The sequence below is a fragment of the Pseudobutyrivibrio ruminis CF1b genome, from assembly GCF_000424005.1.
Classification (GTDB): Bacteria; Bacillota; Clostridia; order Lachnospirales; family Lachnospiraceae; genus Pseudobutyrivibrio; species Pseudobutyrivibrio ruminis_C.
This window is the reverse complement of record NZ_AUJB01000009.1, coordinates 125,921-150,899: the sequence shown is the minus strand read 5'-3', so window position 1 is coordinate 150,899 and position 24,979 is coordinate 125,921. Positions and strand designations below refer to the sequence as shown.

Annotated in this window: 32 protein-coding genes; 1 reads left to right on the top strand and 31 read right to left on the bottom strand. The window is 38.9% G+C overall.

The window, feature by feature from the left end; all coding sequences use genetic code 11:
- Positions 1–3: 3 nt before the first annotated feature.
- Both G592_RS0107345 and G592_RS0107340 read right to left on the bottom strand, forming a co-directional pair.
- On the bottom strand, positions 4–696 hold the full coding sequence (locus G592_RS0107345) for a CDP-alcohol phosphatidyltransferase family protein (RefSeq protein ID WP_028247258.1): 693 nt from the start codon (positions 694–696) through the stop codon (positions 4–6).
- Positions 693–1,727: a lysylphosphatidylglycerol synthase transmembrane domain-containing protein gene (locus tag G592_RS0107340; protein WP_028247257.1), complete on the bottom strand. Its 1,035-nt coding sequence runs from the start codon at positions 1,725–1,727 to the stop codon at positions 693–695. Before G592_RS0107340 ends, G592_RS0107345 begins: the two co-directional genes overlap by 4 nt.
- Before the next feature lie 120 nt (positions 1,728–1,847).
- Here G592_RS0107340 and G592_RS0107335 point away from each other — a divergent pair, with 120 nt between their 5' ends.
- A complete protein-coding gene (locus G592_RS0107335; RefSeq protein ID WP_028247256.1) occupies positions 1,848–2,351 on the top strand; it encodes a GreA/GreB family elongation factor in 504 nt (167 codons plus the stop codon).
- A gap of 87 nt (positions 2,352–2,438) precedes the next feature.
- Here the strand turns inward: G592_RS0107335 and G592_RS17940 are convergent, their stop codons facing one another.
- The 29 genes from G592_RS17940 to G592_RS0107190 all read right to left on the bottom strand — a co-directional run bounded on the left by G592_RS17940 (position 2,439) and on the right by G592_RS0107190 (position 24,708).
- Positions 2,439–2,570 carry a hypothetical protein gene (locus tag G592_RS17940; protein WP_278244630.1) on the bottom strand — a complete coding sequence of 44 codons (132 nt, stop codon included), beginning with the start codon at positions 2,568–2,570 and terminating at the stop codon, positions 2,439–2,441.
- A 45-nt stretch (positions 2,571–2,615) separates the two neighbouring features.
- Complete coding sequence (locus tag G592_RS0107325) at positions 2,616–3,401, bottom strand: ABC transporter permease subunit (RefSeq protein ID WP_028247255.1); 786 nt, start codon at positions 3,399–3,401, stop codon at positions 2,616–2,618.
- Positions 3,398–4,318, bottom strand: coding sequence for an ABC transporter ATP-binding protein (locus G592_RS0107320; RefSeq protein WP_028247254.1), 921 nt, complete (start codon positions 4,316–4,318; stop codon positions 3,398–3,400). The genes G592_RS0107325 and G592_RS0107320 overlap by 4 nt, the downstream gene beginning before the upstream one ends.
- A complete protein-coding gene (locus tag G592_RS0107315; protein ID WP_028247253.1) occupies positions 4,318–5,094 on the bottom strand; it encodes an ABC transporter permease in 777 nt (258 codons plus the stop codon). The genes G592_RS0107320 and G592_RS0107315 overlap by 1 nt, the downstream gene beginning before the upstream one ends.
- Positions 5,095–5,102: 8 nt before the next feature.
- Positions 5,103–6,017 (bottom strand): ABC transporter ATP-binding protein, encoded by a 915-nt coding sequence (locus G592_RS15895; protein ID WP_051194806.1) that lies wholly within the window; start codon positions 6,015–6,017, stop codon positions 5,103–5,105.
- 1 nt (position 6,018) lies between these two features.
- On the bottom strand, positions 6,019–6,213 hold the full coding sequence (locus tag G592_RS0107305; protein WP_036952175.1) for a PLDc N-terminal domain-containing protein: 195 nt from the start codon (positions 6,211–6,213) through the stop codon (positions 6,019–6,021).
- Positions 6,214–6,223: 10 nt separating this feature from the next.
- A complete protein-coding gene (locus G592_RS0107300) occupies positions 6,224–6,694 on the bottom strand; it encodes a GNAT family N-acetyltransferase (protein WP_028247250.1) in 471 nt (156 codons plus the stop codon).
- 11 nt (positions 6,695–6,705) lie between these two features.
- Positions 6,706–6,984 carry a PqqD family protein gene (locus tag G592_RS0107295; RefSeq protein WP_028247249.1) on the bottom strand — a complete coding sequence of 93 codons (279 nt, stop codon included), beginning with the start codon at positions 6,982–6,984 and terminating at the stop codon, positions 6,706–6,708.
- Positions 6,985–7,003: 19 nt separating this feature from the next.
- Positions 7,004–8,026 (bottom strand): radical SAM protein, encoded by a 1,023-nt coding sequence (locus tag G592_RS0107290; protein ID WP_028247248.1) that lies wholly within the window; start codon positions 8,024–8,026, stop codon positions 7,004–7,006.
- Positions 8,027–8,038: 12 nt separating this feature from the next.
- Entirely contained in the window at positions 8,039–9,064 is a 1,026-nt protein-coding gene (locus tag G592_RS0107285) for a radical SAM protein (RefSeq protein ID WP_028247247.1), read from the bottom strand.
- Between the two features lie 3 nt (positions 9,065–9,067).
- Positions 9,068–10,453: a PqqD family peptide modification chaperone gene (locus G592_RS0107280; protein ID WP_028247246.1), complete on the bottom strand. Its 1,386-nt coding sequence runs from the start codon at positions 10,451–10,453 to the stop codon at positions 9,068–9,070.
- Between the two features lie 166 nt (positions 10,454–10,619).
- A complete protein-coding gene (locus G592_RS0107275; RefSeq protein ID WP_028247245.1) occupies positions 10,620–11,330 on the bottom strand; it encodes a LytR/AlgR family response regulator transcription factor in 711 nt (236 codons plus the stop codon).
- 14 nt (positions 11,331–11,344) lie between these two features.
- Positions 11,345–12,634 (bottom strand): sensor histidine kinase, encoded by a 1,290-nt coding sequence (locus G592_RS0107270; RefSeq protein ID WP_028247244.1) that lies wholly within the window; start codon positions 12,632–12,634, stop codon positions 11,345–11,347.
- Between the two features lie 187 nt (positions 12,635–12,821).
- The gene (locus G592_RS18130) at positions 12,822–13,217 is read right to left on the bottom strand and encodes a DUF5975 family protein (protein WP_028247243.1); all 396 of its coding nucleotides are present in this window, start codon (positions 13,215–13,217) and stop codon (positions 12,822–12,824) included.
- A 202-nt stretch (positions 13,218–13,419) separates the two neighbouring features.
- A complete protein-coding gene (locus tag G592_RS0107260) occupies positions 13,420–13,650 on the bottom strand; it encodes a hypothetical protein (RefSeq protein ID WP_028247242.1) in 231 nt (76 codons plus the stop codon).
- Positions 13,651–13,690: 40 nt separating this feature from the next.
- Positions 13,691–14,092, bottom strand: coding sequence for an ATP synthase F1 subunit epsilon (gene atpC / locus G592_RS0107255; protein WP_028247241.1), 402 nt, complete (start codon positions 14,090–14,092; stop codon positions 13,691–13,693).
- 10 nt (positions 14,093–14,102) lie between these two features.
- Positions 14,103–15,497 carry a F0F1 ATP synthase subunit beta gene (gene atpD / locus G592_RS0107250; protein WP_028247240.1) on the bottom strand — a complete coding sequence of 465 codons (1,395 nt, stop codon included), beginning with the start codon at positions 15,495–15,497 and terminating at the stop codon, positions 14,103–14,105.
- 25 nt (positions 15,498–15,522) lie between these two features.
- Positions 15,523–16,389, bottom strand: a complete 867-nt coding sequence (gene atpG / locus G592_RS0107245; protein WP_028247239.1) for an ATP synthase F1 subunit gamma — start codon at positions 16,387–16,389, stop codon at positions 15,523–15,525.
- Positions 16,390–16,404: 15 nt separating this feature from the next.
- Positions 16,405–17,910 (bottom strand): F0F1 ATP synthase subunit alpha, encoded by a 1,506-nt coding sequence (gene atpA / locus G592_RS0107240; protein WP_028247238.1) that lies wholly within the window; start codon positions 17,908–17,910, stop codon positions 16,405–16,407.
- Positions 17,907–18,473, bottom strand: a complete 567-nt coding sequence (gene atpH / locus G592_RS0107235) for an ATP synthase F1 subunit delta (RefSeq protein WP_028247237.1) — start codon at positions 18,471–18,473, stop codon at positions 17,907–17,909. Before atpH ends, atpA begins: the two co-directional genes overlap by 4 nt.
- A complete protein-coding gene (gene atpF / locus G592_RS0107230; protein WP_028247236.1) occupies positions 18,461–18,976 on the bottom strand; it encodes a F0F1 ATP synthase subunit B in 516 nt (171 codons plus the stop codon). The genes atpH and atpF overlap by 13 nt, the downstream gene beginning before the upstream one ends.
- A 43-nt stretch (positions 18,977–19,019) precedes the next feature.
- Entirely contained in the window at positions 19,020–19,277 is a 258-nt protein-coding gene (gene atpE, locus G592_RS0107225; RefSeq protein ID WP_028247235.1) for an ATP synthase F0 subunit C, read from the bottom strand.
- 34 nt (positions 19,278–19,311) lie between these two features.
- Positions 19,312–20,040: a F0F1 ATP synthase subunit A gene (gene atpB, locus G592_RS0107220; protein ID WP_028247234.1), complete on the bottom strand. Its 729-nt coding sequence runs from the start codon at positions 20,038–20,040 to the stop codon at positions 19,312–19,314.
- Positions 20,041–20,078: 38 nt separating this feature from the next.
- Positions 20,079–20,477 carry a hypothetical protein gene (locus tag G592_RS0107215; protein WP_028247233.1) on the bottom strand — a complete coding sequence of 133 codons (399 nt, stop codon included), beginning with the start codon at positions 20,475–20,477 and terminating at the stop codon, positions 20,079–20,081.
- A 17-nt stretch (positions 20,478–20,494) separates the two neighbouring features.
- Positions 20,495–20,797 carry an AtpZ/AtpI family protein gene (locus G592_RS15890; RefSeq protein ID WP_051194805.1) on the bottom strand — a complete coding sequence of 101 codons (303 nt, stop codon included), beginning with the start codon at positions 20,795–20,797 and terminating at the stop codon, positions 20,495–20,497.
- Between the two features lie 20 nt (positions 20,798–20,817).
- Complete coding sequence (locus tag G592_RS0107205; RefSeq protein WP_028247232.1) at positions 20,818–21,303, bottom strand: deoxycytidylate deaminase; 486 nt, start codon at positions 21,301–21,303, stop codon at positions 20,818–20,820.
- Positions 21,304–21,329: 26 nt separating this feature from the next.
- A complete protein-coding gene (locus tag G592_RS0107200; protein WP_028247231.1) occupies positions 21,330–21,782 on the bottom strand; it encodes a low molecular weight phosphatase family protein in 453 nt (150 codons plus the stop codon).
- 28 nt (positions 21,783–21,810) lie between these two features.
- Positions 21,811–22,872 (bottom strand): L-threonylcarbamoyladenylate synthase, encoded by a 1,062-nt coding sequence (locus G592_RS0107195; RefSeq protein ID WP_028247230.1) that lies wholly within the window; start codon positions 22,870–22,872, stop codon positions 21,811–21,813.
- Between the two features lie 105 nt (positions 22,873–22,977).
- Entirely contained in the window at positions 22,978–24,708 is a 1,731-nt protein-coding gene (locus tag G592_RS0107190; RefSeq protein WP_028247229.1) for a glycosyl hydrolase family 18 protein, read from the bottom strand.
- Positions 24,709–24,979: the final 271 nt, after the last annotated feature.

Below are 24,979 nucleotides of genomic sequence, written 5' to 3'. Positions count from 1 at the left end.
TTTCTACTCATAAAACAGAATTAATAATGTGCCTATAAGCTCAACAAATCCAATAAGTATAATCACAGCAAACTGTTTCTTGTTAGGCTTTGGAACCTTGAAATTTCCAACAAACAGAATAGCTACAATAAACATTAACCAGAAATAAAAGACTGTTAAATCAGCTCTTGTAAACCAATGAATCACAAGAGTGAGAGGGAAAATCAAAGCTGCTGTAGTAACAGGAAGTCCTGTGAAATAAGCCTTACCTTTAATCTTTGCTTCCTCTGCTCTCTCATCTGTAGTTGCATTGAAATAAGCCAAACGAATAAGAGCTGCAAGTACATAAAATGCTGCAATAGAAATCAACAGAAGAATCATTGAGTAGTGTTCTGGTCTCTCTACATTTCTTCCTAAATCTGTAAGGATACCGCTAACTCTTAGCTGTGCAACACCGATAGATGCTGGAAGCACACCAAAACAAATCAAATCTGAAAGAGAATCAATCTGGATGCCGAACTCCTTCTCCATCTCTGTTCTATCCTTCTTTGTGCGGGCTACCTTTCCATCAAAACCATCAAGCAATCCTGAGAGCATTAAGAATAATGTTCCGCAATATGGATGGCCAATTCCTGTCATTGTAACGATGATTCCAACAACACCTGAAATAGTAGATAAATATGTCAAAATTACTGTATAGTCGTAAACCCCTATCATTTTTTCTTTCTTCCTTTCAAATATCCTATTAAGGTAATCAAACCACTAATTGTGACGCAAACGTAGAATGTAAGTCCACGGCTAATCATATCAAGATTAAATGCCATGTCCTTAGACATAATACTAGAAAAACCATCAATCATCAAATAATCAGCAATACCTAATGCTCCTGGAATTGGAACATAATTATAGCCGATTGTAATCAGACATTGCTTTGAAAATAGCAGTGACCATAGTTTTCCATCTCCTCCAGTGGCTATGAAAACCAGGGCTGGTACTATAATCTGCGATGCTCTTTGAATCACATTCCAGAAGAATGCTTTTATCATGATTCCTCTTTTTCCGGCAATCATTACAGAGCAGTTCTCGTAGTCCCGCTCGATTTTATCCAATCTTTCAAGTTTAGAATCCAGGCGATGAAATACTTTTCTTGAATGGAGGAACTTGAGAAAACGTCTAATTACTCTAAAAATTCTCTCTCCACCCCTCAGCATGGAAAGGAAAACCAGTGATAGCAGGGTAAGTCCCACAAACCCAAGTCCTATAAGTATTTTTGAAGATAATTTAAAATCAAAAAAGCTTCTGGGGGCAATGATAATGGCAATGACGCCCAGGAAAACTATGGCAGCATTGTACATCATAAGATTTAAAACAAGAGCTGCCGATGTTACTCCACCTGGAATTCCATCTCTTACCATGAAAAATGCGCTGGCAGGCTGTCCACCTGTTGCCGAAGGAGTTATTGCAGAAAAATATACGTCTGAAGTACTATAGAGCAATCCTCTTTTAAAGGATTTTTCGTGAGATATAGAATTTAAAATGGAACAAAGTGCTATAGCTTCAAAAATAACATAACTAAATGCGGATAAAATGGCTGCTATCATCCACTTTTTATCTGCGCTCATTATAAGTTTAAATAATTGTTCAATCGACATGCTTTGGTTCTGCTTTAACAATGCCCAAATAGTAAGGATTGACAAGGCCAAGGTAAAGCACATCCAAAATATCTTTTTTGCTACTGCTTTGTTCATTATTAGTCCCTTTAAATCTGAATATTTTTTCCTCTACTATATTACACTTAATTGTCTATATTTGCATTTAAACTTTCAATTCTTTATTATTATTTTATATTTATGAATGGAGGAAACACTATGGGCGAAAGACTTACCCAGGGGGATATTGATAAAATCCAGGCAGAAATAGATGAGCGTAAGCTTGTTATCCGTCCAAAACTTTTGGAAGAGGTTAAGGAGACACGTGCGCAGGGCGACCTTTCCGAGAATTTTGAGTATCACGAGGCCAAGCGTGCCAAGAATATGAACGACAGCCGCATCCGTTACTTAGAGAAGATGCTTAAGTTTGCTGAGGTGGTTGATGACACAAGCGCTGAGGATGAGGTTGGTATTAACAACACTGTTACCATCTACATCCCAGAGGATGACTGTGAAGAAACCTACAAGCTTGTCACTTCAATTCGTGGAAATTCCCTTAAGGGTCTGATTTCTATCGAATCACCTTTAGGCGCAGCCATACGTGGAAAACACGTTGGTGACAAGGCCATGGTAAAGGTAAACGACGATTACTCTTATGAAGTAGAGATTCGTAAAATCGATAATTCCACTACTGATGAAGATGATCAGATAAAGAGATACTAAACACTAAAAAAGGAGCGAAATCTTATGATTTCACTCCTTTTTCTTTTGGGAGTTATTTAACAACCCAATGATTAATTAATACTAATTTTAGGTTGCTAACCAACCGAAAACAGCACCAATTACCCAAAGTACTACAGCACCGATAGCTGCTCCGTACTCGTTGTCTACGCTTGATAAACGTAAACTAGCTGGTGAAGTGTATTCCTGCTTCATAATCATTGCCCTCCTCCCTTTAAAATATTTATTATTAATGCCTAATTTTCATTAAGCATAATAATCATTTTTATTAGATAATAATTTCAAAACCATAACTGAAATTATTAAGAATATTAAACTGGCAATGGCTAGTATAAGTTTGCTAATCATTATGAAACCTGTAAACTGACCCACTACCAAGCCAATAATCGGAAGAATAATAAATACGGCAGATTGCTGTGCTTCTTCAACTGAATCTGATTTATTTGATTTACTAACTACAATACCGGTGGATATAATTGTGATAGCCAGGCTTGTACATAAAATTACAATCAGCCATTTTAATCCTGGTATGAATGCTGGCATTCCTACAGCCAACAGAACTATATTTATGATTACTGTCATTACTATGAATACTGCAAAGTTTAGAATCATACTTAGACAGATTGAAACTACATTTTTTGCTATGAATATATCTCTCACCTTAATCGGTGAATAATATAAGGTTTCTAAGGTGTGTTTTTCCCTCTCACCTATAAATGAATTTGATGAAATAATCGTCGACATCATCGTAGGTATCAACATGAAAAATACTGGAAGTATATTATTCAAAAAGTAGCTGATAATTAGTTGTTTTTGATATGCCAGTTCCACATTTTCTTTTCCAACCACCTTTTCTATGATGGCTTTGAAGTCCTCCATGTTCACCTGTAAATTGCTGATTGCAATCACGAAAATCGACGGCATAATTACTGTTAATACCAAGGGCACTAACAACATCAATGCTATTAGCTGCTTGCTTCTTAATATGTATTTAAGATCTTTTATAATTATTGCCAATACGCTCTTACTCATGATGCCTCCTCATTCAACAACGAAAAATATACGTCCTCTAAGGTTGGCCTCTTTAGTCGTGCCTCATATACTTTTCCTCCATCTACTACAACTGACTTTATTAACTCTGCTATCTCTTCCTCATCAGTAAAAGGAATTTGATAGATTTCCTCCTGGATTTTAAACTGATCCAGCAATTTATTAGGGCATCCTAATTTTGCTTTTAAATGTATGTTATTAGAGAAACTGTTCTTCTCTATTAATTCTGAAAGTGTTCCTGTACAAATAATATGTCCTTTATTAATGAATCCATATCTGTCGCAAATATCCTGAGCATAACGGAGCTGGTGGGTACAAATGAATACTGTTGCATTGTTTGTAGCCACATATTCTTTTATTAAGCTATTAATCTTCCTGGCGTTTTCAGGATCTAAACCAGATGTTGGCTCATCCAAAATAACAAGCTTAGGATAATGAATGATTGCTCTGGCAAGGGCCAGTCTTTTCTTCATTCCTGTTGAGTAATCTCCCACTTTCTTATCCTTGTCATCCAGTAGGTCAACTGCCTCCAGAAGTTCTTCGATTCTGTCTTTCAGAACCGCCTTATCCATGCCGAATACACTTCCGTAGAAATAAAGGTTTTCCTCGCCAGTCATATACTCATACATGTTTGCTGTCTCTGTCAGGGTTCCCATGTATCTATGGGCTACTGCAGGCTTCTCGAAAGGATTGATTCCCTCAATACTTATGATTCCTTCATTAGGAGTAAGTATTCCATTCATCATTTTTACCAGAGTGGTTTTACCTGCTCCATTGGGACCCAAAAATCCGAATATTTCTCCAGAATTTACAGTAAGTGAAAGGTTGTTTACTGCTACCTTCTGGTCAAATCTTTTTGTAACGCCATCAATCTTTATGGCAAATGTCTTATCATTCATTACTGTTCTATTTCCTTTTCTTTAAAAGCTTTTATAGAAATCACTAACAAAAGAATCGTTATTAACATTGATATAACCACTGCTGCAACGGTGTCCGAAACAGTCTTCTTCTGCTCAACGATATATACACAATTGCTCAGCAGGGAAACTGGAAGATACTTTGCTATAGTTGGATGAATACTCATTAATATCTGAAGAATGTTAATGAATATACAGCTGGTAACCGTAGCTAGTTTCGTTCCAAATTTGGTACCCAGGAATATGTTGAGACCAAGGATTAGTAAACCGTATTCAAAGACTATTAGGTTTGAATACAGTAGTGTTGCTATCTCCACCTGGTTGCTCCAAAACACTCCTGTGTAATAACGGAAAATAATAACTGCTGTTATGTAGCAAAACAAAAGCTCTAATGCGCCAGCAATAAATTTGCTTATTATGATTTTGCTTCTGCTTACACCTTTTGTAAGAAGACATACTATTGTTTTCTTTTCGAATTCATCTGCCATCAGCCCAGAACTTACCACTATGAAAACCACCATTCCCAACTGGGAGATGTTCTTGAAAAACTGAAAATACGCTTCTACTTCTGAGGCTTGTCTCACCTTTATTTCATATCCCTCTGGAAGCAACATAGACATTATTTCTCCCAGATATTTAGTACCAATAGGTGACATAAATCCGATAAAAATGAACACTGCCATCAGAATGAATAAACGGTATTTTCTTATTGATTCTATTAACTCTTTTTTTATTATGGTTGCCATGTTCCTCAACATTTTTACTCCTATATCAGATCCTCAACATTTGTGGAAAGACTACGTATGGAAACTGGATAGTGTAATGAACTTTCTTTTGAGAAATAGGTATATATTTCCTTCAGGAAAATATTGTTTGAATCAATTACATAGAGCTCGTTTCCATTTTTCTTACATTCCGCCCCCATGTTTTTCAGCTTTTCTTCCAACAGATTCATTTCATCTTCCTGCTGGAAGTCAAAAGAAATCTCTATCATTTTGCTTTTACCAAAAAGATTTTCTCTTCTATCCTTTTCCATTTTTTTGGTTTCACCATTTTCCAAAATGATTACATCATCACAAAGCTTTTCGATATCAGAAACCAGGTGTGTAGATAGAAGTATGCTGGTTCTTTCTTTTATGCGCTTCATGATTTCTATTACTTCAGCACGTCCTCCTGGATCCAATGCAGACATAGGCTCATCAAAAATGATTATGCTGGGATTTCCGATTAAACACTGTGCTATGCCTAATCTTTGGCGCATGCCTCTGGAAAATCCGCCGATTTTTTTGTCCTTGCTTTCCAACAATCCTACCGCATCCAAGTACTTTGAAATGACATCGCTAATTTTTGTTTTTTCAATTCCCTTTAGCTCGGCCACAAACTTCATGTATTCATATGCAGTCATGTAATCGTAGAAAACAGGCACATCGGACATGAAAGCTATTTTCCCGCTTGTTTCACCGAAAGATACCGTCTCTCCATCGACTGTTATTTCACCCTTATCCGCCTTAAGAAATCCCATTATCATTCGCATCAGGGTTGTCTTTCCGGCACCATTCTTACCAATAATTCCAACAATGGAATTTCTGTTAATGGCAAAAGATGCGTTATCTATTACCTTCTTTTCTTTGAAGTTTTTACTTAGATTTTTTACTTCTAAAACGTAATTTGCGTTCGTCATATTAATCATCCCTGCCAATCAAGAAATAGCTTAATGGTCCCAGAATTTGTACAAATATTACCAGTACAATCCACATTGCTTTATTGCCGTGTTTGAATTTTCCATTCCTGAAGATATCCCTGAGAGATACCACGATTAAAACAATGTTAAAGATAAGCAAAGGTAATATTAGCTTTATTACACTTGAACTAATCATTGTTATTTCCTCATACTACCTGACGTATTTTTCCCATGATTACCATGTCATCCTCTGATACAAGTCCCTTAATACATCCTTCAACCAGGTAATCCTTGTAATCAAATACTTTTGCTATTGGCTCATTGCTCTTGTTAACAGAAATGTTTACTTTGAAGTTACTGTGGCAATTCTCTGCTATAGATTTTTCAAGCTCTTCAACAAGACTCTTTGCAATGCCTTTATTTCTGTATTCCTCATCTACATAAAGGACGCCAATGGCCCAATAGTTTTGCTTGTTAGCTGTAATAGCTGTGATTACACCTACAACCTTTCCATCTGCAATACAGGCAATTCCTGTCTCAATATTTCCTCTTAATCTCTCGCTTACCATACGACTGAAGGTGTACATAGAAACAACCTGCTGATTGTTTCTATGATTATCGAGGATAAACTCACATACACTGTCCATGTCGCATTCCAAAAAGTTTTTGTACTCCATGCTATCTCCTTTTAAACTAAAAACAGAATTTCTTCCTTCTTAAGGTAATTAATGAACTGGTCTACATCATTGCTAATGATCTTCTCATCTACACCTGTGAAAGTATCCTTGATAATGTGACAAATCTCCTCAACAGTATTCTTGCCGTTACAGTTAGCAAAAATGATACTTGCTACTGGGTTCAAAATATCTAACATTCCTGTAATTGGGTGCTGATAAATGATGAACTTTCCTTCTCCTTCATATCTCCACTTGATGTTTAATAACTTTGGTACTTCGTTTGTATACATTTTTCTTTCCTCCTAATATTTATGAAACATATAATCTGCTTGTTAATGGATCTAATAATGTGCCGTTTTCTCTTTCATTCATAACCTTTGCAAGATCAAGCATCTTCTCATTGTGCCAGCCAATCTTCATCTTGTTCCAAGCCTCTGTGAATGATTCCTCTTTTAAATCACCGAAGAATACATCGATGTATGGTGTGATACCTACCAAGCCCTCTGAGTTAATTCTCATTACTGTTGCAAATCCATTCTTGATACCGAACTCTACGTGCTCAGATGGACTTCTGTATTCGATCATTAATGGAGCCTTCTTGGAGTTGATGTACTCCTCAAGCTTCTCAAACTGCTCCTCTGAAGCGTAGATTGCGTCTTCCTTACCCTTTACTCTTCCTGAAACAGATAATCTCTGAGTTCTTAATGAACTAACACCAAGCTTTGCACAAAGCTCTGCAGTATTTGCAAAATCATCAATGTTGTACTTAGTTGTTGCAAATGAAACCTTTACCTGCTTTCCAAGGGCTACAAACTCCTTGATTGCAAATACAGCTTCATCAAATGAACCCTCTCTCTGTCTTACCTTATCGTGAATCTCAGCGCGTGAACCGTCCAAACTGATCTGAACCATATCGATGTACTGAGCAATCTTTCTAATCTTCTGCTTATCTAAATTAGCGCCACTGAGGATTGTTCCGATTTCAATTCCATTTGTTCTAAGGTATCTCATTAAATCGAAATACTCTGGGCAGCATGTAGGCTCACCACCTGTTAAACATACCTGGAAAACCTTTGCCTTAATTAAGCTGTCTGCAATCTCGAACTTTCTCTTACGGCTAAGCTCGTTCTCTCTCTTGAAATGAGAATCATTGTAGCAGTACATACACTGGTTTGGGCACTTGCTTGTTAACTCCCACATAACGTAGAGAGGAGCATCAAAGCCGCCTTCAGGAATCAGTTTTGCTTCGATCAAATCGCCAAAGTCTTCTGCCACATCCATGATGTCCTTTTTGGTATTTGTTTCACCAAATAAATTAATAAATTTCTTCATACATTTACTCCTTTATACATATAATTTTTTAATATCGTAAACACTGTTAAGACTTGTAATTTCGCTTTTCTTTCTTACATCAAGCCATGCATTTGCAAATTTCTTATCCCAGGACTGCTTAAAACTGCCTTTCTGATATACATTTCCAAGATTTTCTGGCAGATAAACGCTAAGCAGGAAATTACCCTCTGGTGTAATTACACCGCCCCATGTTCTACCTGTTTTCAAACCAGTCTCAATAAGCTTGAACTGATTAATAAATCTGACGCAGGTATTTACAGTCCTTTCATCAACATTCATCTTGGCATTGTATTCCTCGATGAAATCATTAACTGCCTTCTGGCATTCCTGGAATTCTTCCTGATGAATCTCAAGTCCCTTCTCTACAACCTTTGTATTCATTGTTACTACAGGCTGAATTCTCACCTCATTGATTCCGTATTTCTCATTGAAGAACTTCACCAACTCTGCCATATAGGTATAGTTTTTCTTTGTGGCTACTGCTTCTATACTGATAAATGATGGTACCCTTTCATTTTTTCTGATGTAGTCCACCAGATTTATAGCTGCATCATAAGCACCATTTCTTCCTCGCTGATAGTCGTTTATACTTTCTCTTACAGAATCGATAGAAATGTTGAAAGCAATTCTTCCCATCTTCAATAATTCATCAAGAATCTTGTAATCGATCATGTATCCTGAAGTACAAACCATTACATCAACGTTGTTCTCTAAAAATATAGGAACAATATCCAGCAAATCTTCATTTGTGAGTGGCTCTCCGCCAGACAGACAAATCATAAACACACCCATGTTGCAGATTTCCTTAGCCAACTCAATTTTTTCCTTTTTGGAAAGCTCTACAACCTTTATTGGGAAAGATCCAGAACAATAAACACAATTTGAATTGCATTTTCCTGTAATCTCCCAAATAAGGGATATTGGTGCTACAAATTTGTCAGGGAGGTCAAAAGCGACCTTATCACAATCTATTTTTAGATATTCTGATAAATCCTTTTCTAATAAAATTCTTCCCATGTTCTACGCTCCCTTTTCACACTCATATTCATATGAGCCCTCTAACTCTGTACGTGTAATAGGGCACTGTCTGTTACATTCGCTATCGCAATGAACGCACTTCTTAAAATTAGAACTTCTAACATTCTTAAGTACTCTTGAATTTCTCCAGATTTCTCCTAAATCATGTGTCACAGCGCTATTGTTCTCTCTGACAAGTAGGGACTCGTCTGATGGGCACATCTTTACGATTCCGTATGGATTAATAGTGCAATGAATAAGGCCGGCACCACATCTAGGCATGATATTTGCAATATCGAACAGCTTTGTAAATCGACCCTCTCCCCTGTTAAAGAGATTAGGTGTGAAGAGAACCATATCAGTATCTTTATATTTCTCATCAAACCATTCATTAACATCTTTGTAGAACTCCAATAGTTTTTCCTGATCCTGTTCGCCAAATGCCAACTTATCGTTAGTCTTTGCTCTACCACCATTTTCAAGTGGAATTACGCATACTTCTCTGACGCCGATTTCATAGGCCTTGTCTACAATCTTTTTCAGATTAAATACAGTGACCTTTGTTTCCATAACATTGCATCGCACTGGAATGCCTTCGTTAAGGCAGGCTTGAATTCCTTTAACTGTCTTATCAAAAGAACCCTTTACACCTCTGAAGCTTTCGTATGTTTCTGCATCGTAACCATCCAGATTACTTTCTACCTTTGCACATCCTGTACGCTTCAGCATCTTTGCCTTTTCTTCATCAATTAATGTGGCGTTAGTTAATAAACTGTAGCTTCTTCCCTTCGACTGAATATATTCAGCAATTTTGAAGAGATCCTTTCGCATTGTCGCCTCGCCACCAGAAAGAAGAATTTCGAATACATTGTTTTTCACGATGTTATCAATGACCTTGCACCAGTCTTCATAACCAAGCTCATTATTATGATTCTCAATCTTTGTACAGTAATCTGCATCTGCGAAACAGTGAATGCATCTTAAGTTACAAGAATAAGTTAGCTCTAAAAGTACCTTCAGTGGAGTAGCCAGTTCATATGGCTCCATTCCCAAAACAAAATCTTTATTGCTAAACATTGTTGCTGTATTAGCTGTCTTCTTTGTTTCGGTTTGCTCTGACACTACTTCCTTTTCTGAACGGATATATTTGCTTTTTAGCAAATATTCAATAAAGGCTTTCACATCATTTTTAATAATGTCTTCTTCAACTCCATATTCGTTCTTGAGAGCTTCTACAATCTCTGCTTCGTTCTTATCTTCTTTAAGTAGCTTCAAGATTTCATATCCAACGGAATTTAACATCTCGATAACTAATCTGTCTCTCTCGTAATAAATCCCGCCAAATTTTTCAGGTCTTATAATACCTTCTACGACGTAACCGCTTCCCATGTCATTTCCTCCTTTGTTGTACTTATTTTCTCATGTATTTATCTTTTTTTTCATTTTTGGACTGTATAGCACTCCTTTGGTTATAAACGGCTATTGTTTTTACTTTTTAACAAAAAAACTGGAGTGAACGGTAACCATTCACTCCAGTTTTTGACCTGTTTGGTATTTAATTATTCGATATATATTCTGCGTAAGCATCGCAAAATGACTTATATTTTTGTCTGCTGACCATTACTGACTCTTTATTTGTCAGGATAATATCTGTATGACAGAAGGAATCGATATACTTCATATTTACCACGAATGACTTATGGCAGCGATTAAAACAATTCTCAGTAATCTTTTCTTCAACATCTGATAAGGTTTCATTCACCTCTATTGGCTCTGAATCATTTGCCAGATGAATAATGGCCTTTTTACCATTAGCTTCTATATATGTAATCTGACTCTCGTAAATAATGTGGTTTGTTCCATCCACCTTAATAAGAATTGTCTTGTCCGACTGTATGCTTTTCATATAGTCATCCATTGTTGTGTAAAGGCTTTCCTCGCTCAATGGCTTAATAAGGAATCTAAAGGCTGACACCTCAAAGGCCTCAAAGACTACATTTGTATAGCTTGAAAGAAAGATGATAGTAACATCTGAGTTTTTCTTTCTTATTTCTTTTGCTATTGTCATTCCGTCGGCACCTTTGCCCTCAAACTGATAATCTAAAAATATCAGATTAAAACTATCGATTTCCTCAAGCAAAGCTTCGCCATTATCAAATTGTTTTACACTATAATCCAGATTCTTTTCCAATGAATACTTTAAAAGCAAATCATCAGTCTGCTTTCTCATATATTCTGAATCATCACATATCGCAATTTTTATCATATTATTCTCCTATATCAGTCAAACATAAATGTAACTGAATTTATAAACTTACCGTCTTCATATTTCAAGGTCATTTTTCCATCATATTTTTTGACAGTTCTTTCTATATTTGACAGACCAAATCCATGGATTTCCTTTTCGTCTTTTGTTGTAGCAATCTCATTATTTTTTGGATAAACCGGGTTGCTTGGATTTTCAGCATTTAAAACCCAAATATTTTTTCTATAGACTGAATGTAGAAAAATAGTCTTTTCGCCCTGAAGCTTTTCACAGGCTTCTATAGCGTTATCCAGAATATTTGAAAGTACTACTACCATATCCACGTCGTTAATCTTTTCAGAAGGGATAAAGCCATCTATTTTAATCTCTATTCCCTTTTGCTCGGCCCTGACACTCTTCTCATTTAAGATAGCGTCGGCCATTATGTTTCCTGTATCGAATTTTGCCTTTGAACTGTTACATATTTCAAACAGTTCTTCTATGTACTTTACTGCCTTATCGTTTTGATTTTCCAAGATCATCTGATGGAGCACTATAAGGAGATTCTTAATATCATGTCTGAATTTCCTTGCCTGTCCATCTTTCTCGATTAAATCGTTGTAGTACTCTGTAACTCTTCCTATCTGCTCTTCCAACAAAATATTGATAGTTTCTACAGCTTTCTTTTTTCGAACTATCAAAAGAGTTCTTACCAGCATAATTACGTTTGCAAGTATAGCTAAGACAATTACTGTCTTTATTCTTAACGAAATAGCATTGGTGTGATACAAATAACTTTCAACCACGCCCATTGAAAACAGTATTATTATGGCAATTAAATTATCAGCTACAGATAATTCCACTATATAGATCTTAAGAAGATTATTTCTTCTCAAAACCATTAATATCGATAAAACTATGGCAAACAACATTTCTGAAATCAGTTCCTTCAGAAATCCCGATCCCATATCTATAGGTATAAACGGTAACCACAGTAAAATATTGGTTCCTACAAATGATACGATACCAACAAAAAAAGCAATCAGAGATATATGCTTTACTTTCATATCGAAGAAAGAGCTCAATGCAATACCGGATTTTATATACATAAATATTGTTAGCAATGAGGTCAGAAGTATGGATTTAGAATTTGATTCAATTACTATTCCATAACCTATGACGACTGCCCAAAATACTGCCATTCTAAGGCAAATAGCGATATTGCTTTTCTTTATTTTCCCTAATTCCAATATATAGTTAACTATGATGTACGAGTTAACAAATTCAAGTAAAGACCAAAGAATTAAAATACAAAAAATAGTCATTTCTGTCTCCATTAATCCATATAATTCTTAGATTATAGCATAATACTCTGTTCTTGTATTAAATATATTAATATACTTTTTTACTATATTTTACCTAATGTTTACTAGCACTTTTTTTATAAAAAATCCCTAATATTACATATGTATCTGCATGAAATACAACCATGTAAATTAGGAATTTTCTTTTTTATAAAACACGCTCTTTTGTTTTTAAGTATACGTCCATAATCAGAAAATTATCGTCGAACCTAATCAACTTTATTATGCAGTATCTTTTCTGATTTTCGATCCTATTACTGTCTAACACAGTATCAAGTTCCTGCAATTTTGACTTGAACTCAGAGATATTACTTTCAATTCGTACTTTCTTCGCTGGCCATACATTTATATTTTTTAAGTCCTTCTTTCTGTTGTCGTTGTAATATATCTCTGCCTGTTCTGAGTCAACAATTATCAATATATCCGAATTGAATTTATCCTGGTTCTTTTGAACTTCTTCAATAAAATCTCGTGAGGAACACTGTATCTTATGTGTGTATGTGAAATTCAATTCTTCATATTCTTGTATTCTGATTATGAACACCCCCCTTTAATGTCCGCCGCCAGCGAATATTCCCCAAAAAATATCCATTAGTAATTACCTCCTTCGAATTTGATTTATCTATATATTAATAATTTTTAGCTTATTTTTTCATTTTGGGAGTGAGTGGTACTTTTTTAAGAGTAAGCGGTTAGATAACAAAAATGGCGCCGCAATTTGCGGCGCCACATTCATTTTTGAATAATTATTCTTCTGGTTTGGCTGCAGGCTTACCATGCCTCTGCTGATAGACCATAGCCAGCATGTCAGACTGGTACTTATCGTCATCGCTTAGGACCTTAAGCTTATCCTTGACGTCCGTCTTTCGGGCACGGATGGTGTCAAGTTCCTTTAGCAAGCTTTCTTCCTGGTCCTCATAATATTTCAACTGTCTTTTCAGTTCTTCAATATCTCGCCTTGTATCAGCATCTAACATGGTGTCCTACCTCCCCTTATTACTAGTAATCTTTCTTTAATTAGGCTTTAAGATCCTGGCGTACCAAAGCCTTCTTTAATGCTATCTCAGCTCTCAGCACATCGATTCCGTCGTCCTTGTTTGCCAAGCGCTCTCTAGCTCTGTCTTCGGCGCTGCGGGCTCTTTCCAAATCAATCTCATCTGGCCACTCAGCTATTTCAGCAAGTAAGGTTACCTTGTCAGGCAGAACCTCAGCTAAGCCTGCGTGCACTGCAGCCTTTTTCTCAGACTCTGCCTCATGGATTGTACAAATGCCCGGCGCAATAACAGTAGTCAAAGGGATATGCTTTGGAAGCACTCCTATTTGTCCCTCGACTGTATTAAATTCAACCATTGTCGCCTCTCCTTCATAAAAGGTCCGCTCAGGCGTTATGATTGAAACTTTAAAGGTGTTATCTGCCATAAGCCACCTCCTACTTTGCGTTCATCTTGGCACGAACCTCGTCGATTGTACCTGCATTAAGGAAGTAACTCTCAGGGATATCATCATGCTTACCTTCAAGAATCTCCTTGAAGCCACGTACTGTCTCAGCGATTGGCACATACTTTCCTTCGAGACCAGTAAACTGACCAGCTACGAAGAATGGCTGTGATAAGAATCTCTGAATCTTACGAGCACGGTTAACTACAAGTTTATCCTCTTCTGAAAGCTCATCCATACCAAGGATAGCGATAATATCCTGTAACTCTTTATACTTCTGAAGAATCTCCTGAACACCACGTGCTACTGTAAAGTGCTCCTGACCAACGATACGTGGGTCAAGGATACGAGATGTAGAACCAAGTGGATCTACCGCTGGATAAATACCAAGCTCGGCGATAGAACGCTCAAGTACTGTGGTAGCATCCAAGTGAGCAAATGTTGTTGCTGGAGCAGGATCTGTTAAGTCATCGGCAGGAACGTATACTGCCTGAACCGATGTTATAGATCCGTTCTTTGTAGATGTGATTCGCTCCTGAAGAGCACCCATCTCTGTCTGAAGTGTTGGCTGGTAACCAACGGCTGAAGGCATACGACCTAAGAGGGCTGAAACCTCTGAACCAGCCTGAGTAAAACGGAAGATGTTATCTATGAAAAGAAGCACGTCCTTTCCACCCTTATCTCTGAAGTACTCAGCCATTGTAAGTCCAGTAAGACCAACTCTCATTCTGGCTCCTGGTGGCTCGTTCATCTGACCGAAAACCATGCAGGTCTTGTCGATAACGCCTGACTCCTTCATTTCATAGTAAAGGTCATTACCCTCACGGGTACGCTCGCCTACACCTGTGAATACTGAGTATCCACCGTGCTCTGTAGCGATGTTATGGATAAGCTCCTGGATAAGTACGGTCTTACCTACACCGGCACCACCGAACAATCCGATCTTACCACCCTTCTGATAAGGGCAAAGAAGGTCAACGACCTTAATACCTGTTTCAAGCATTTCTGTTGAAGTTGCCTGTTCCTCAAAGGCTGGGGCTTTTCTATGGATAGGCATTTTCTCAACACCCGTAGGTGCTGGCTGCTCATCAATAGCGTCGCCAAGTACGTTGAAGATACGGCCAAGTGTAGCCTCACCAACAGGAACCGAAATTGGAGCTCCTGTAGCAACTACATCCATTCCACGTACTAAACCGTCTGTAGGACCCATGGCAATGCAACGAACTGTATCATCACCCAAATGCTGTGCTACTTCCACAACCAGTCTCTCGCCGCCCGCTCTTGTAATTTCAAGAGCGTCGTTGATTTCTGGAAGTTCACCTTCTGCGAACTTTACGTCAAGTACGGCACCGATGATCTGAGTGATTTTACCAATATTATTTGCCATTTTTTCACTCCTATCTGTTTTTTAATTACGAAAGCGCCTCTGCACCAGCGATAATCTCGGTAAGCTCCTGAGTAATTGATCCCTGGCGGGCACGATTGTATTTTAATGATAGATCACTAATGATTTCCTCTGCGTTATTTGTAGCTGAATCCATCGCCTGCATTCTGGCACCATTTTCTGAAGCAACAGCTTCTACTAATGCGCCATAAACAAGTGAAGTTACATACTTAGGAACGATGAGATCAAGAGCTTCCTCCTCATTTGGCTCAAAATTCATAAGAGCCTCTGCGCCGGAACTCTTTGCTGCCTCAACATCCTCTTCTGCAATTTCTGCAGGAAGCAGCTTCATAAGCTTAGGAATCTGGCTAACTGTATTTTTGAAGTGTGTATAAACAAGGTAAATCTGTCCGATTTCCCCGCTTGAATATGCTTCAAGGACATCCTTGCAAATAGCCATAGCATCTGCATAGGTAGGTGCCTCCATTACTGGAGAGTAATCCTTCTCTATGGTGTAACCCTTATGAGCAAGGCTGTCACCACCCTTATGTCCTATTACGTAAAGCTTCACATCCTCAGCCTTAAGTTCAGAACCAGTTATCATCTTTACAATATTAGAATTGTATCCACCTGCAAGACCACGGTTAGATGTGATGACGATTACGCCAATCTTATCAGAACCATTGTCTCTAAGGTATTTATTGTTAACTGCTCCTGCCTTGGCAAGCATACTACAAATCGTATTGTACATTGCGTTGAAATACGGTGTAGTCTGCTCTGCCTTAGAGCGAGCCTTCTGGAGCTTTACTGTAGATACAAGCTTCATGGCCTTAGTGATCTGCTGAGTGCTGCTAACACTCTGTTTTCTTCTTTTTATGTCTCTCATTGAGGCCATAACAGATCACCCTCCTTACTTGTATGTCTTTTTACACTCCTCGATAGCCTTAATTAGCTTCTGTTCCATGTCATCCTCGAGAACCTTAGTAGTCTTAATAGCCTCAGGAATCTCTGGATACTTGGTATCAACAAGATCAAACAATGCCTTCTCGAAAGCCTGAATATCTGCTGTTGGAATATCAAGCAAATACTTCTTAGTAGCAGCATAGATAATCATAATCTGATACTCTACTGGCATTGGAGCATATTGTGGCTGCTTTAACATCTCCTTGATTCTTTCACCCTGTGCCAGCTTCTCAGCTGTATCGGCATCAAGCTCTGAACCAAACTGTGCGAAAGCTGCAAGCTCACGATACTGAGCAAGCTCTACACGGATAGGAGCTGCGATTTTCTTCATAGCCTTAATCTGAGCAGAACCACCTACACGGGATACTGAAAGACCGGCGTTAACGGCTGGTCTGAAACCTGCGTTGAAAGCTTCTGTCTCAAGATAAATCTGACCATCAGTAATTGAGATAACGTTTGTAGGGATGTATGCAGATACATCGCCTGCCTGTGTCTCAATGATTGGAAGTGCGGTAAGAGAACCGCCACCCAGCTTATCTGAAAGTCTAGCTGCACGCTCAAGAAGTCTTGAGTGTAAGTAGAATACATCACCTGGGTAAGCCTCACGTCCTGGTGGACGACGAAGAAGTAATGACAGTGTACGGTATGCAGTAGCATGCTTACTCAAATCATCATAGATGATGAGAACGTCCTGTCCATTCTCCATCCACTCCTCACCGATAGCGCATCCTGAGTAAGGAGCGATATACTGAAGTGGTGCAAGCTCTGATGCTGTAGCTGCAACTACTGTTGTCCAGCTCATAGCACCATATTCTTCTAATGTTTTAACAAGGGCTGCAACTGTAGAAGCCTTCTGGCCAATTGCAACGTAAATACACTTTACGCCCTGTCCCTTCTGATTAATGATTGTATCGATAGCGATAGCAGTCTTTCCAGTCTGTCTATCACCGATAATAAGCTCACGCTGTCCACGTCCAATAGGGATCATGGAATCGATAGCTTTAATACCTGTCTGCAGCGGAGTATCTACGGATTTACGAGAGATAACGCCTGAAGCAACACGCTCGATTGGACGGAACTTTGTTGTCTCAATAGGTCCCTTACCATCGATAGGCTGTCCAAGTGCATTAACTACACGTCCAAGCATTGCGTCACCAACAGGAACCTCAACAACACGACCAGTTGTCTTTACCTGATCACCTTCGTTGATGTTCTTATCGTTTCCTAAGAGAACACAACCAACATTGTCTTCCTCAAGGTTTAAGACCATGCCATAAACTTCGCCAGGGAACTCTAATAGTTCGCCCTGCATAGCGTTCTGTAATCCGTGAATACGTGCAATTCCATCGGCAACCTGAATAACAGTTCCTACGTCTGCCACGTCAAGCTGCGCTGCATAGCGTTTCATTTGCTCTTTAATAACCGAGCTAATCTCTTCTGGTTTTAAATTCATGGAGCGCATTCACCTACTTTCAATTGAATATTTGATAACTCGTGTGACAATTTACTAATCTGAGTTTTGACAGAACTGTCAATAACTCTATCTTTAATGCGAATTACCATACCCCCGATTAAATCAGGGTCTACTGTATAGTCCATTACAAATGAACTGTACTCAGTAGTTTGGAGTAAACGCTTCTCGACCTCTGATTTCTGTGCATCAGTAAGCTCGAAAGGTGTTGATACAAAGGCACGTCCGATTTTCTTGAAATCGTAAACCCTGTCGATGAAGTAGTTAAGTACTTCAACTGTATCCTTAATGTGGTCCTTCTCCTCAAGCATGCGAAGAAGTCCAACCATCTCATTACTTACTCTGCCTTTGAAAACGTCGTCGATTATCTGAAGCTTTTCTTCTTTATTGATCTTTGGATGATTCATCATTTGAGAAAAGCCGTCATTTGATTTAACAACCTCTATAACCCCTTGGGCTTCATTTAAGAAGTCGTCGACCTTTCCTGTTTCCACGGCTAGCTCAAACAACGCATCACCATATACGTTTGAGACTAATTTAGCCATGTGTTTTCACCCATTTCCTTAAGAGTTTGCTCAACCAAGGTGTTCTGAATTGTTGTGTCAATGTTTGCAGCTACAACCTTCTGTGCCATGAGAGCGGCTACAGAAATCATTTCCTGCTTAACATCATCAGCAACCTTCTTCTTCTCAAGCTCAGCTTCTTCGTTAGCTCTTGCTACGATAGCTGCTGCTTCTTCCTTGGCTTCGTTAACAATCTTGGTTTCATTCTTCAAGGCCTTTGCTCTTGCTTCGCTTAAGATTTCGTCTTTCTCTTTTCCGATATCTCTAAGCTTTGCTTCATATTCCGCCTTTAGCTTTTCTGCCTCTTCCTTATCTTTCTTTGCATCTGCAATATCCTTTGCAATGCCATCCTTTCTGTCCTTCAACAGCTTTCTTGCTGGATTGAACAAGAGGTTTGACATTATAAGGAATAGGAAGAATACTGCAATGGCTAAAAGCGCAGCATCATTAAGCAATTGAAAGTCCAAGTCAAATAGTCTTTCCAAAACTTTTAGCCCTCCTTTTTATAATATTTCTTCCTAGTGTAAATTAACCAACGAGTGGCTGTACAAAGAGTAACAGAAGGGCGATAACCAAGCCGTAAAGACCTGTTGTCTCGGCAACGGCCTGACCAAGTAACATAGTAGACATGATCTGTCCCTGTGCTCCTGGGTTACGTCCAACGGCTGAAGCACCGTGACCTGCTGCGATACCCTGGCCAATACCAGGTCCGATACCTGCGATAACTGCAAGACCAGCACCGATTGCTGAACAAGCTTTAATTAAGTCTGTACCTGAAATGTTCATAAATGTTTTCCTCCTAAAATATAGTTTTTAAATTTTAAGAATCCCCATAAGACTGGGTTATGTATGTCATAGTTAACATACAGAATACGTAGGTCTGAATTGCACCTGAGAAAATATCAAAGTATACATGCAATGCTGCAGGCCATACTAATGCAAATTTTCCTAGCAATCCATAAACAAGACCCATAATGATAGTTCCTGAAAGAACGTTTGCAAACAAACGCAGTGACATAGATATAGGTACCGCTATATCAGAAATCACGTTGATTGGCAGCCAGATAGGCAACCATGGTGGCAGTGGTGAACATTTGTCAATCCAAATGTCCTTTGCACTCTGATGCCTTACCTTTACTACATGGATGCAAACAAAGGTAATTAATGCAAGTGCCAGTGTTGTACCGTAATCGGCTGTTGGTGGTCTTAGGCCAACTAAACCGGATAAGTTAGATACCAAAATGAAACAGAAAATGGTACAAATCCAGTTTGCAAACACTGGTGCGTGCTTACCCATACTTCCTTCCACTACAGAATCCAGTAACCCGACAACGAGCTCCAGGATGCTTTGGAAGGTATCAGGAACTTCAGTGGCGTGCTTCAGCTTCCTATTGGCAATGATAGAAAAGAGCACCAATGAAAGCCAGACGATTAAAATGCAAACATGAGAGGTTGTAATCCAAACCTCCTGTCCAAACACTTCGTACTTGAACAAGCCTTTTATCATGTCCACAGTATCGCTTGAGGCCAGCAAAATTCCTTCTGTCACACTTTCACCTCCTTTATAAAGTTTTCTAAATTCATCCTCTATCTATGCTTAATGCCTAGATAAATCTTTATTAGCAAAGGCTGTGCGTATGCACTAACCTTGAGCCCAAGAACACCGATGAGCGCCGTAAACATATTTCCTAAGTTAAAAAACGCCATCGTAATCATAATTGCACACAAAACCAGGTATCGCATAACTGACTTGAAGGACAGATACTTTTCGTGTCCCTCGCCAATTCTTACTGACTCTTCGATAATCATTGAAATGTGAATGGCCATACCTACCGCGCATCCAATTCCAATCAAAAGACCAGTTGTGTATCTGATTTTATCGCTGACAAACCAAACTCCAATCAGCTCAACAAGTAGTCCGTATGCTAGTATTCCTAAAACCAAACCCGGAAGGGCCTGATTTAGTCGCTTCATCCATTTAATCATGTCATATCCTTATTCAATTATTCCCCTGAGCTTTCGCTTTTCTTCTCCTTAAGAGCTTCCTCCTCCAGTCGTCTCGCCCGCTGTCCTGGAGATTCCTCGTTTTTCAGGTACCCCTTTACCGACCGGTAAGCTCCATTAAAAGCTGCTAATATACCTATTAGAATTCCTGCTATGGAAAAACCCTTTATCCCTGTTTTTGTCGAGATAAAGGTTCCAACTACCGTGCAAAGCAGGATTGGCACTATTACATTAATTCCAAATTGAAGGACCATTACTAAAGAATTAGCCACTTCACTATTAGTTTTTCTTCTGTCCCTCATTGATGCTCCTTATTCCGGCATTAGAGCGTAATAGAAATCTCTCTACCGGTGTGCTCATATTGACGGAACTCAACACCCGCAGCTCTTAACATTCTCTTTGATGCAATAACCGAAGGTGTATTTTCATATTTATCACTATCGTAGATGATAGTTTTGATGCCAGACTGAATGATAGCCTTGGCGCATTCATTACATGGGAAAAGTGACACATACAGCTTTGAGCCCTCAAGTGAACCACCCCTGTAGTTCAAAATCGCATTAAGCTCGCTGTGTGTTGTATAGAAATATTTATTTTCCAGAGGGTCCCCTGTTCTTGCCCAAGGGAACTCGTCATCTGAACAACCATTTGGAAAACCATTGTAGCCCATAGAAAGAATCTTGTTATCCTGGCTTACAATACATGCTCCAACTTGTGTGTTTGGGTCTTTAGATCTCATACCCGATAATACTGCAACGCCCATAAAGTATTCATCCCAGCTAATATAATCTAGTCTCTTGTCACTCATGGTCTCTCCTCCAATACATTTGTGCCTTATGTTTCTAGTAACTTTATTAATTTCTCAATCGATACCTTCAAAACTTCGTAACACAAACCGTAGGTTTGCACTGAACCACCATAAGGATCCATAACTTCAAGCTCGTCCCCCACGAGCTCGTTGAGAAGTCTGGTGTTCTCCTCGGTGGCATTTGTATATTCACTTAATATCTTCTGCCTTTGGGTTTCCTCCATCGTAATCACCAGTGTGTTCTCGGAAAAATCCGATTCCTGCAACTGTTTCGATGAGTAATCCTTTAGCTCTATACCATTACTGATAAGTACGGCTTCCGCTTTTTGATTTAGCGGCTCAGGAAACTGAACTATTAATCCCCTGGATTCGCAAATAATCGGTCGGCTATGCGGGAAGCTGTGGAAAATCGCTGTCGCCATAGGCGACCTGGACGTCCCGCTACCTGACGCAAAAATCACTCTGTTAATGTTATTCATTTTTATTCTCCCAAAAAATCCCTCCAGCCTAGACCTCTATGGTCTTCTGGCCTGCTGCTTTAAGCAGCCTGTTCATAATCGCCTGCCCCATCTTTGGTGTAGCAAAGCTTTCTGAATAAATTATATCTACATCCAACTCATCAAACTGTCTGAGGATATCATAGAGATTGTGAGCAATGCTCTGCTCTTCTTCTCTGTCACCGATGACCAGTACCTGTCCCCACCCATATCTGCCCGCAGTTGCAGATGTGGCAATAATACCGACCTTCTTTCCGTCTTTTTCAGCCTCAGCTGTAAGTTCATTGATAGTGGAAATAACTTTCTCTTCTTCACCTGAGACGATTGTTAAATCGCCCTTTGGTGCGTAGTGCTTATATCTCATTCCTGGAGCCTTAGGCTTTGCACCCCCTGTTGTGCCTTTGTCGTTGTAGACAATGCCCGGATCCATTCTCACCTCTCCAACAACCTCTTTTAGCATATCCATATTGATATAACCTGGTCGAAGGATAGTCACTACATCCTCTGTTAAATCAACGATGGTGGATTCCAACCCTATATCTACTGTTCCGCCATCTAATATTGCTTCGATCTTTCCTGATAAATCCTCGTATACATGACTAGCCTTTGTAGGGCTAGGTCTGCCTGATGTGTTGGCACTTGGTGCCGCTATCATGCATCCGCTCTCCTGGATAAGAGCAAGTGCTACTGGATTGTTTGGCATTCTGACTGCTACTGTATCAAGACCCCCTGTTGTCTCGTATGGTATAACTTCGTTTTTATTGCAGACCATTGTAAGTGGTCCTGGCCAAAATGCATCTGCCAGCTTCTTAGCTGTCTCAGGTAAATCTTTTGTAATCTGTTCTATCTGTTCAAATTTAGCTATATGTACAATTAAAGGGTTATCCGATGGACGACCCTTTGCCTGATATATCTTTCTAGAGGCTTCTTTGTCGGTTGCGTCTCCGCCTAATCCGTATACTGTTTCGGTTGGAAATGCTACCAAACCGCCATTTTTCAAAATCTCAGAAGCCTCTCTGATATGTTCTATATTGATTGGCTCCTCAGAAACATCCATAATCCTAGTAATCATACTCAAAATTATAACACTTTTCCCTTAGAACACAATCTTTTTAACCATGTGAAACACCCGTATTTATGCGGAAAAATATGATTTTTTTGTGTCTTTCACAGCTTTTTACATGTATTTTGCAATTATGTTCCATACACCTGTGCTGTCAAATCCTTTCTTCCAGAAAGCTGCGCCTGCAAGGTTGTATTTGTCCATAACTTTTAGCTTTTCTTCGATAGAAGTCTCATCTTCTACCCAAATTTTGTAAGTTACATCACCTTTTGTATATTCACCGTAATACTGTCCAGCATTATCATCCCATGCTGTTGATACACCATTTGTCTTAAGATAGCTCTGGATTGCATTCATTCCATAAGCTGTGCTGCTGATGCTACCGTCTGATTTAACTTCCCAAACTCTGCAGTAGAAAGGCATTCCAAGAATAACCTGCTCTGCTGGAACTTCATCAAGTGTAGCTGCCACACCCTGGTCTACCCAGCCAAGAGAAGCAACTGAACCTGCTTCTTCGCTTCCACTATAGTGCTCATCGTATCCCATGATTACAACATAATCTGCATATTTAGCCTGCTCGCTTCTGTTGTAAACACCTGATGATGCAGTAGGAACATAATTATCTACTGAAAGGATAATGTCATTCTTCTCACACTTGATAGAAAGCTCTTTAATAAACTGGATATATCCGTCTCCAGCTGCTCCTGCAAGCTGCTCGATATCCACATTAATTCCATCAAGGCCATGTGTGATAGCCTGAGCTATAAGGTTGTTAACAAGATTATCTCTTGCTGATGTTGTGTTAAGTACTGTTGTTGTATCTACATTTGGATCCTCAAGATTACTAATAAGGCCCCAAACCTGTACGTTATTTGAATGGCAAAGATTTACATAATTGCTGCTGGCAATTGATGCGATACCGCCCTTATTGTCACTGAGGTGGAACCATGTAGGTGAAATCACCTTTACATTTCCTGAGTTTGCAAGGACATTTGCTATATCACCGTTTGCTGCCTGTGATGTCACCTGATGCCAAAGAAGTGAAATGTCACTTCCTGCAGAAATGTGCTTGTACTCACGCTTTGGAAGCTGTGCCTCCACTTTCTCTGTTCCGTTGATAGAAAATGCACGGTTTTTGATGTAACCCATGACACCTTTTTCTGAGATTACAAAGCTCCACTTTCCAGTGTTTCTGAGAACATATATTTTCTCACCCTTTGTCACATCTTCAAGGACTGGGCTCTTAGGACCGTTAAGTTTTCGAATCTGATTCTTACGCTTTACAGTTGCTGTATCCTGTTCTGTACCTAATGTGGTGATAAATACACGGTTTGGCTCTGCAAAATACTCGCTCTTAAAATCTGTAAGAAGATTTAAATAATCTACAGCAATATAAACAGTCTCATCCTGTGCCACAAGAACAGAATGGCCAAGGCTCTGATTATTCTTGTCTACTGTATAATCGCTGCTTCCCAATGTAGCTGAGTAAATCTCTGTATCTGTAGCATATCTAAGGGTAATTTCAGATGGATCATAAACATAACCATCATCCAAAAAATCCTTAACAAATCCAATTTCAAGATAAGGAATTCCTTCATTGACTACTGCATATCCAAAAGCTCCATCCTCAGGAACTTCCTTATATTCTCCATCCAGGATAACTGCAGCCTCATTTTCATGACTTACAGTAAAATAATCTGCAAGCTCCATATGCTCCTTTGTAGGTGCATATTTTTTAATGTAAGCAATTCCTCCCACAAGCAAAGCCATAGCAAAAACTGCCAGGACAATATAAACATACCCTCTAGGTATCCCTCTTCTTCTTTTTCTCTTACGGTAGCTCATAGCATTTCCCTCTTTTATATCTAGTATTCCTTGTAAAGTATAACAAAACAGACCATCAAATTCCACTTTATAAGGTTTTCTGAGTAGTATTTAGGCATTAAAAAAGAGCGGCCGAACCGCTCTAAAATAACCACTTTCTACATCCTAAACATAATCCCTTATTCTCTTTTACCTCATTAGTATAATGGGACTATTTGTACTTTTTTCGTAATGCCCGAAGTATCCGTGATACTGACACTTCCTATGTGGTTTCTATTTACTTTTTTACTCC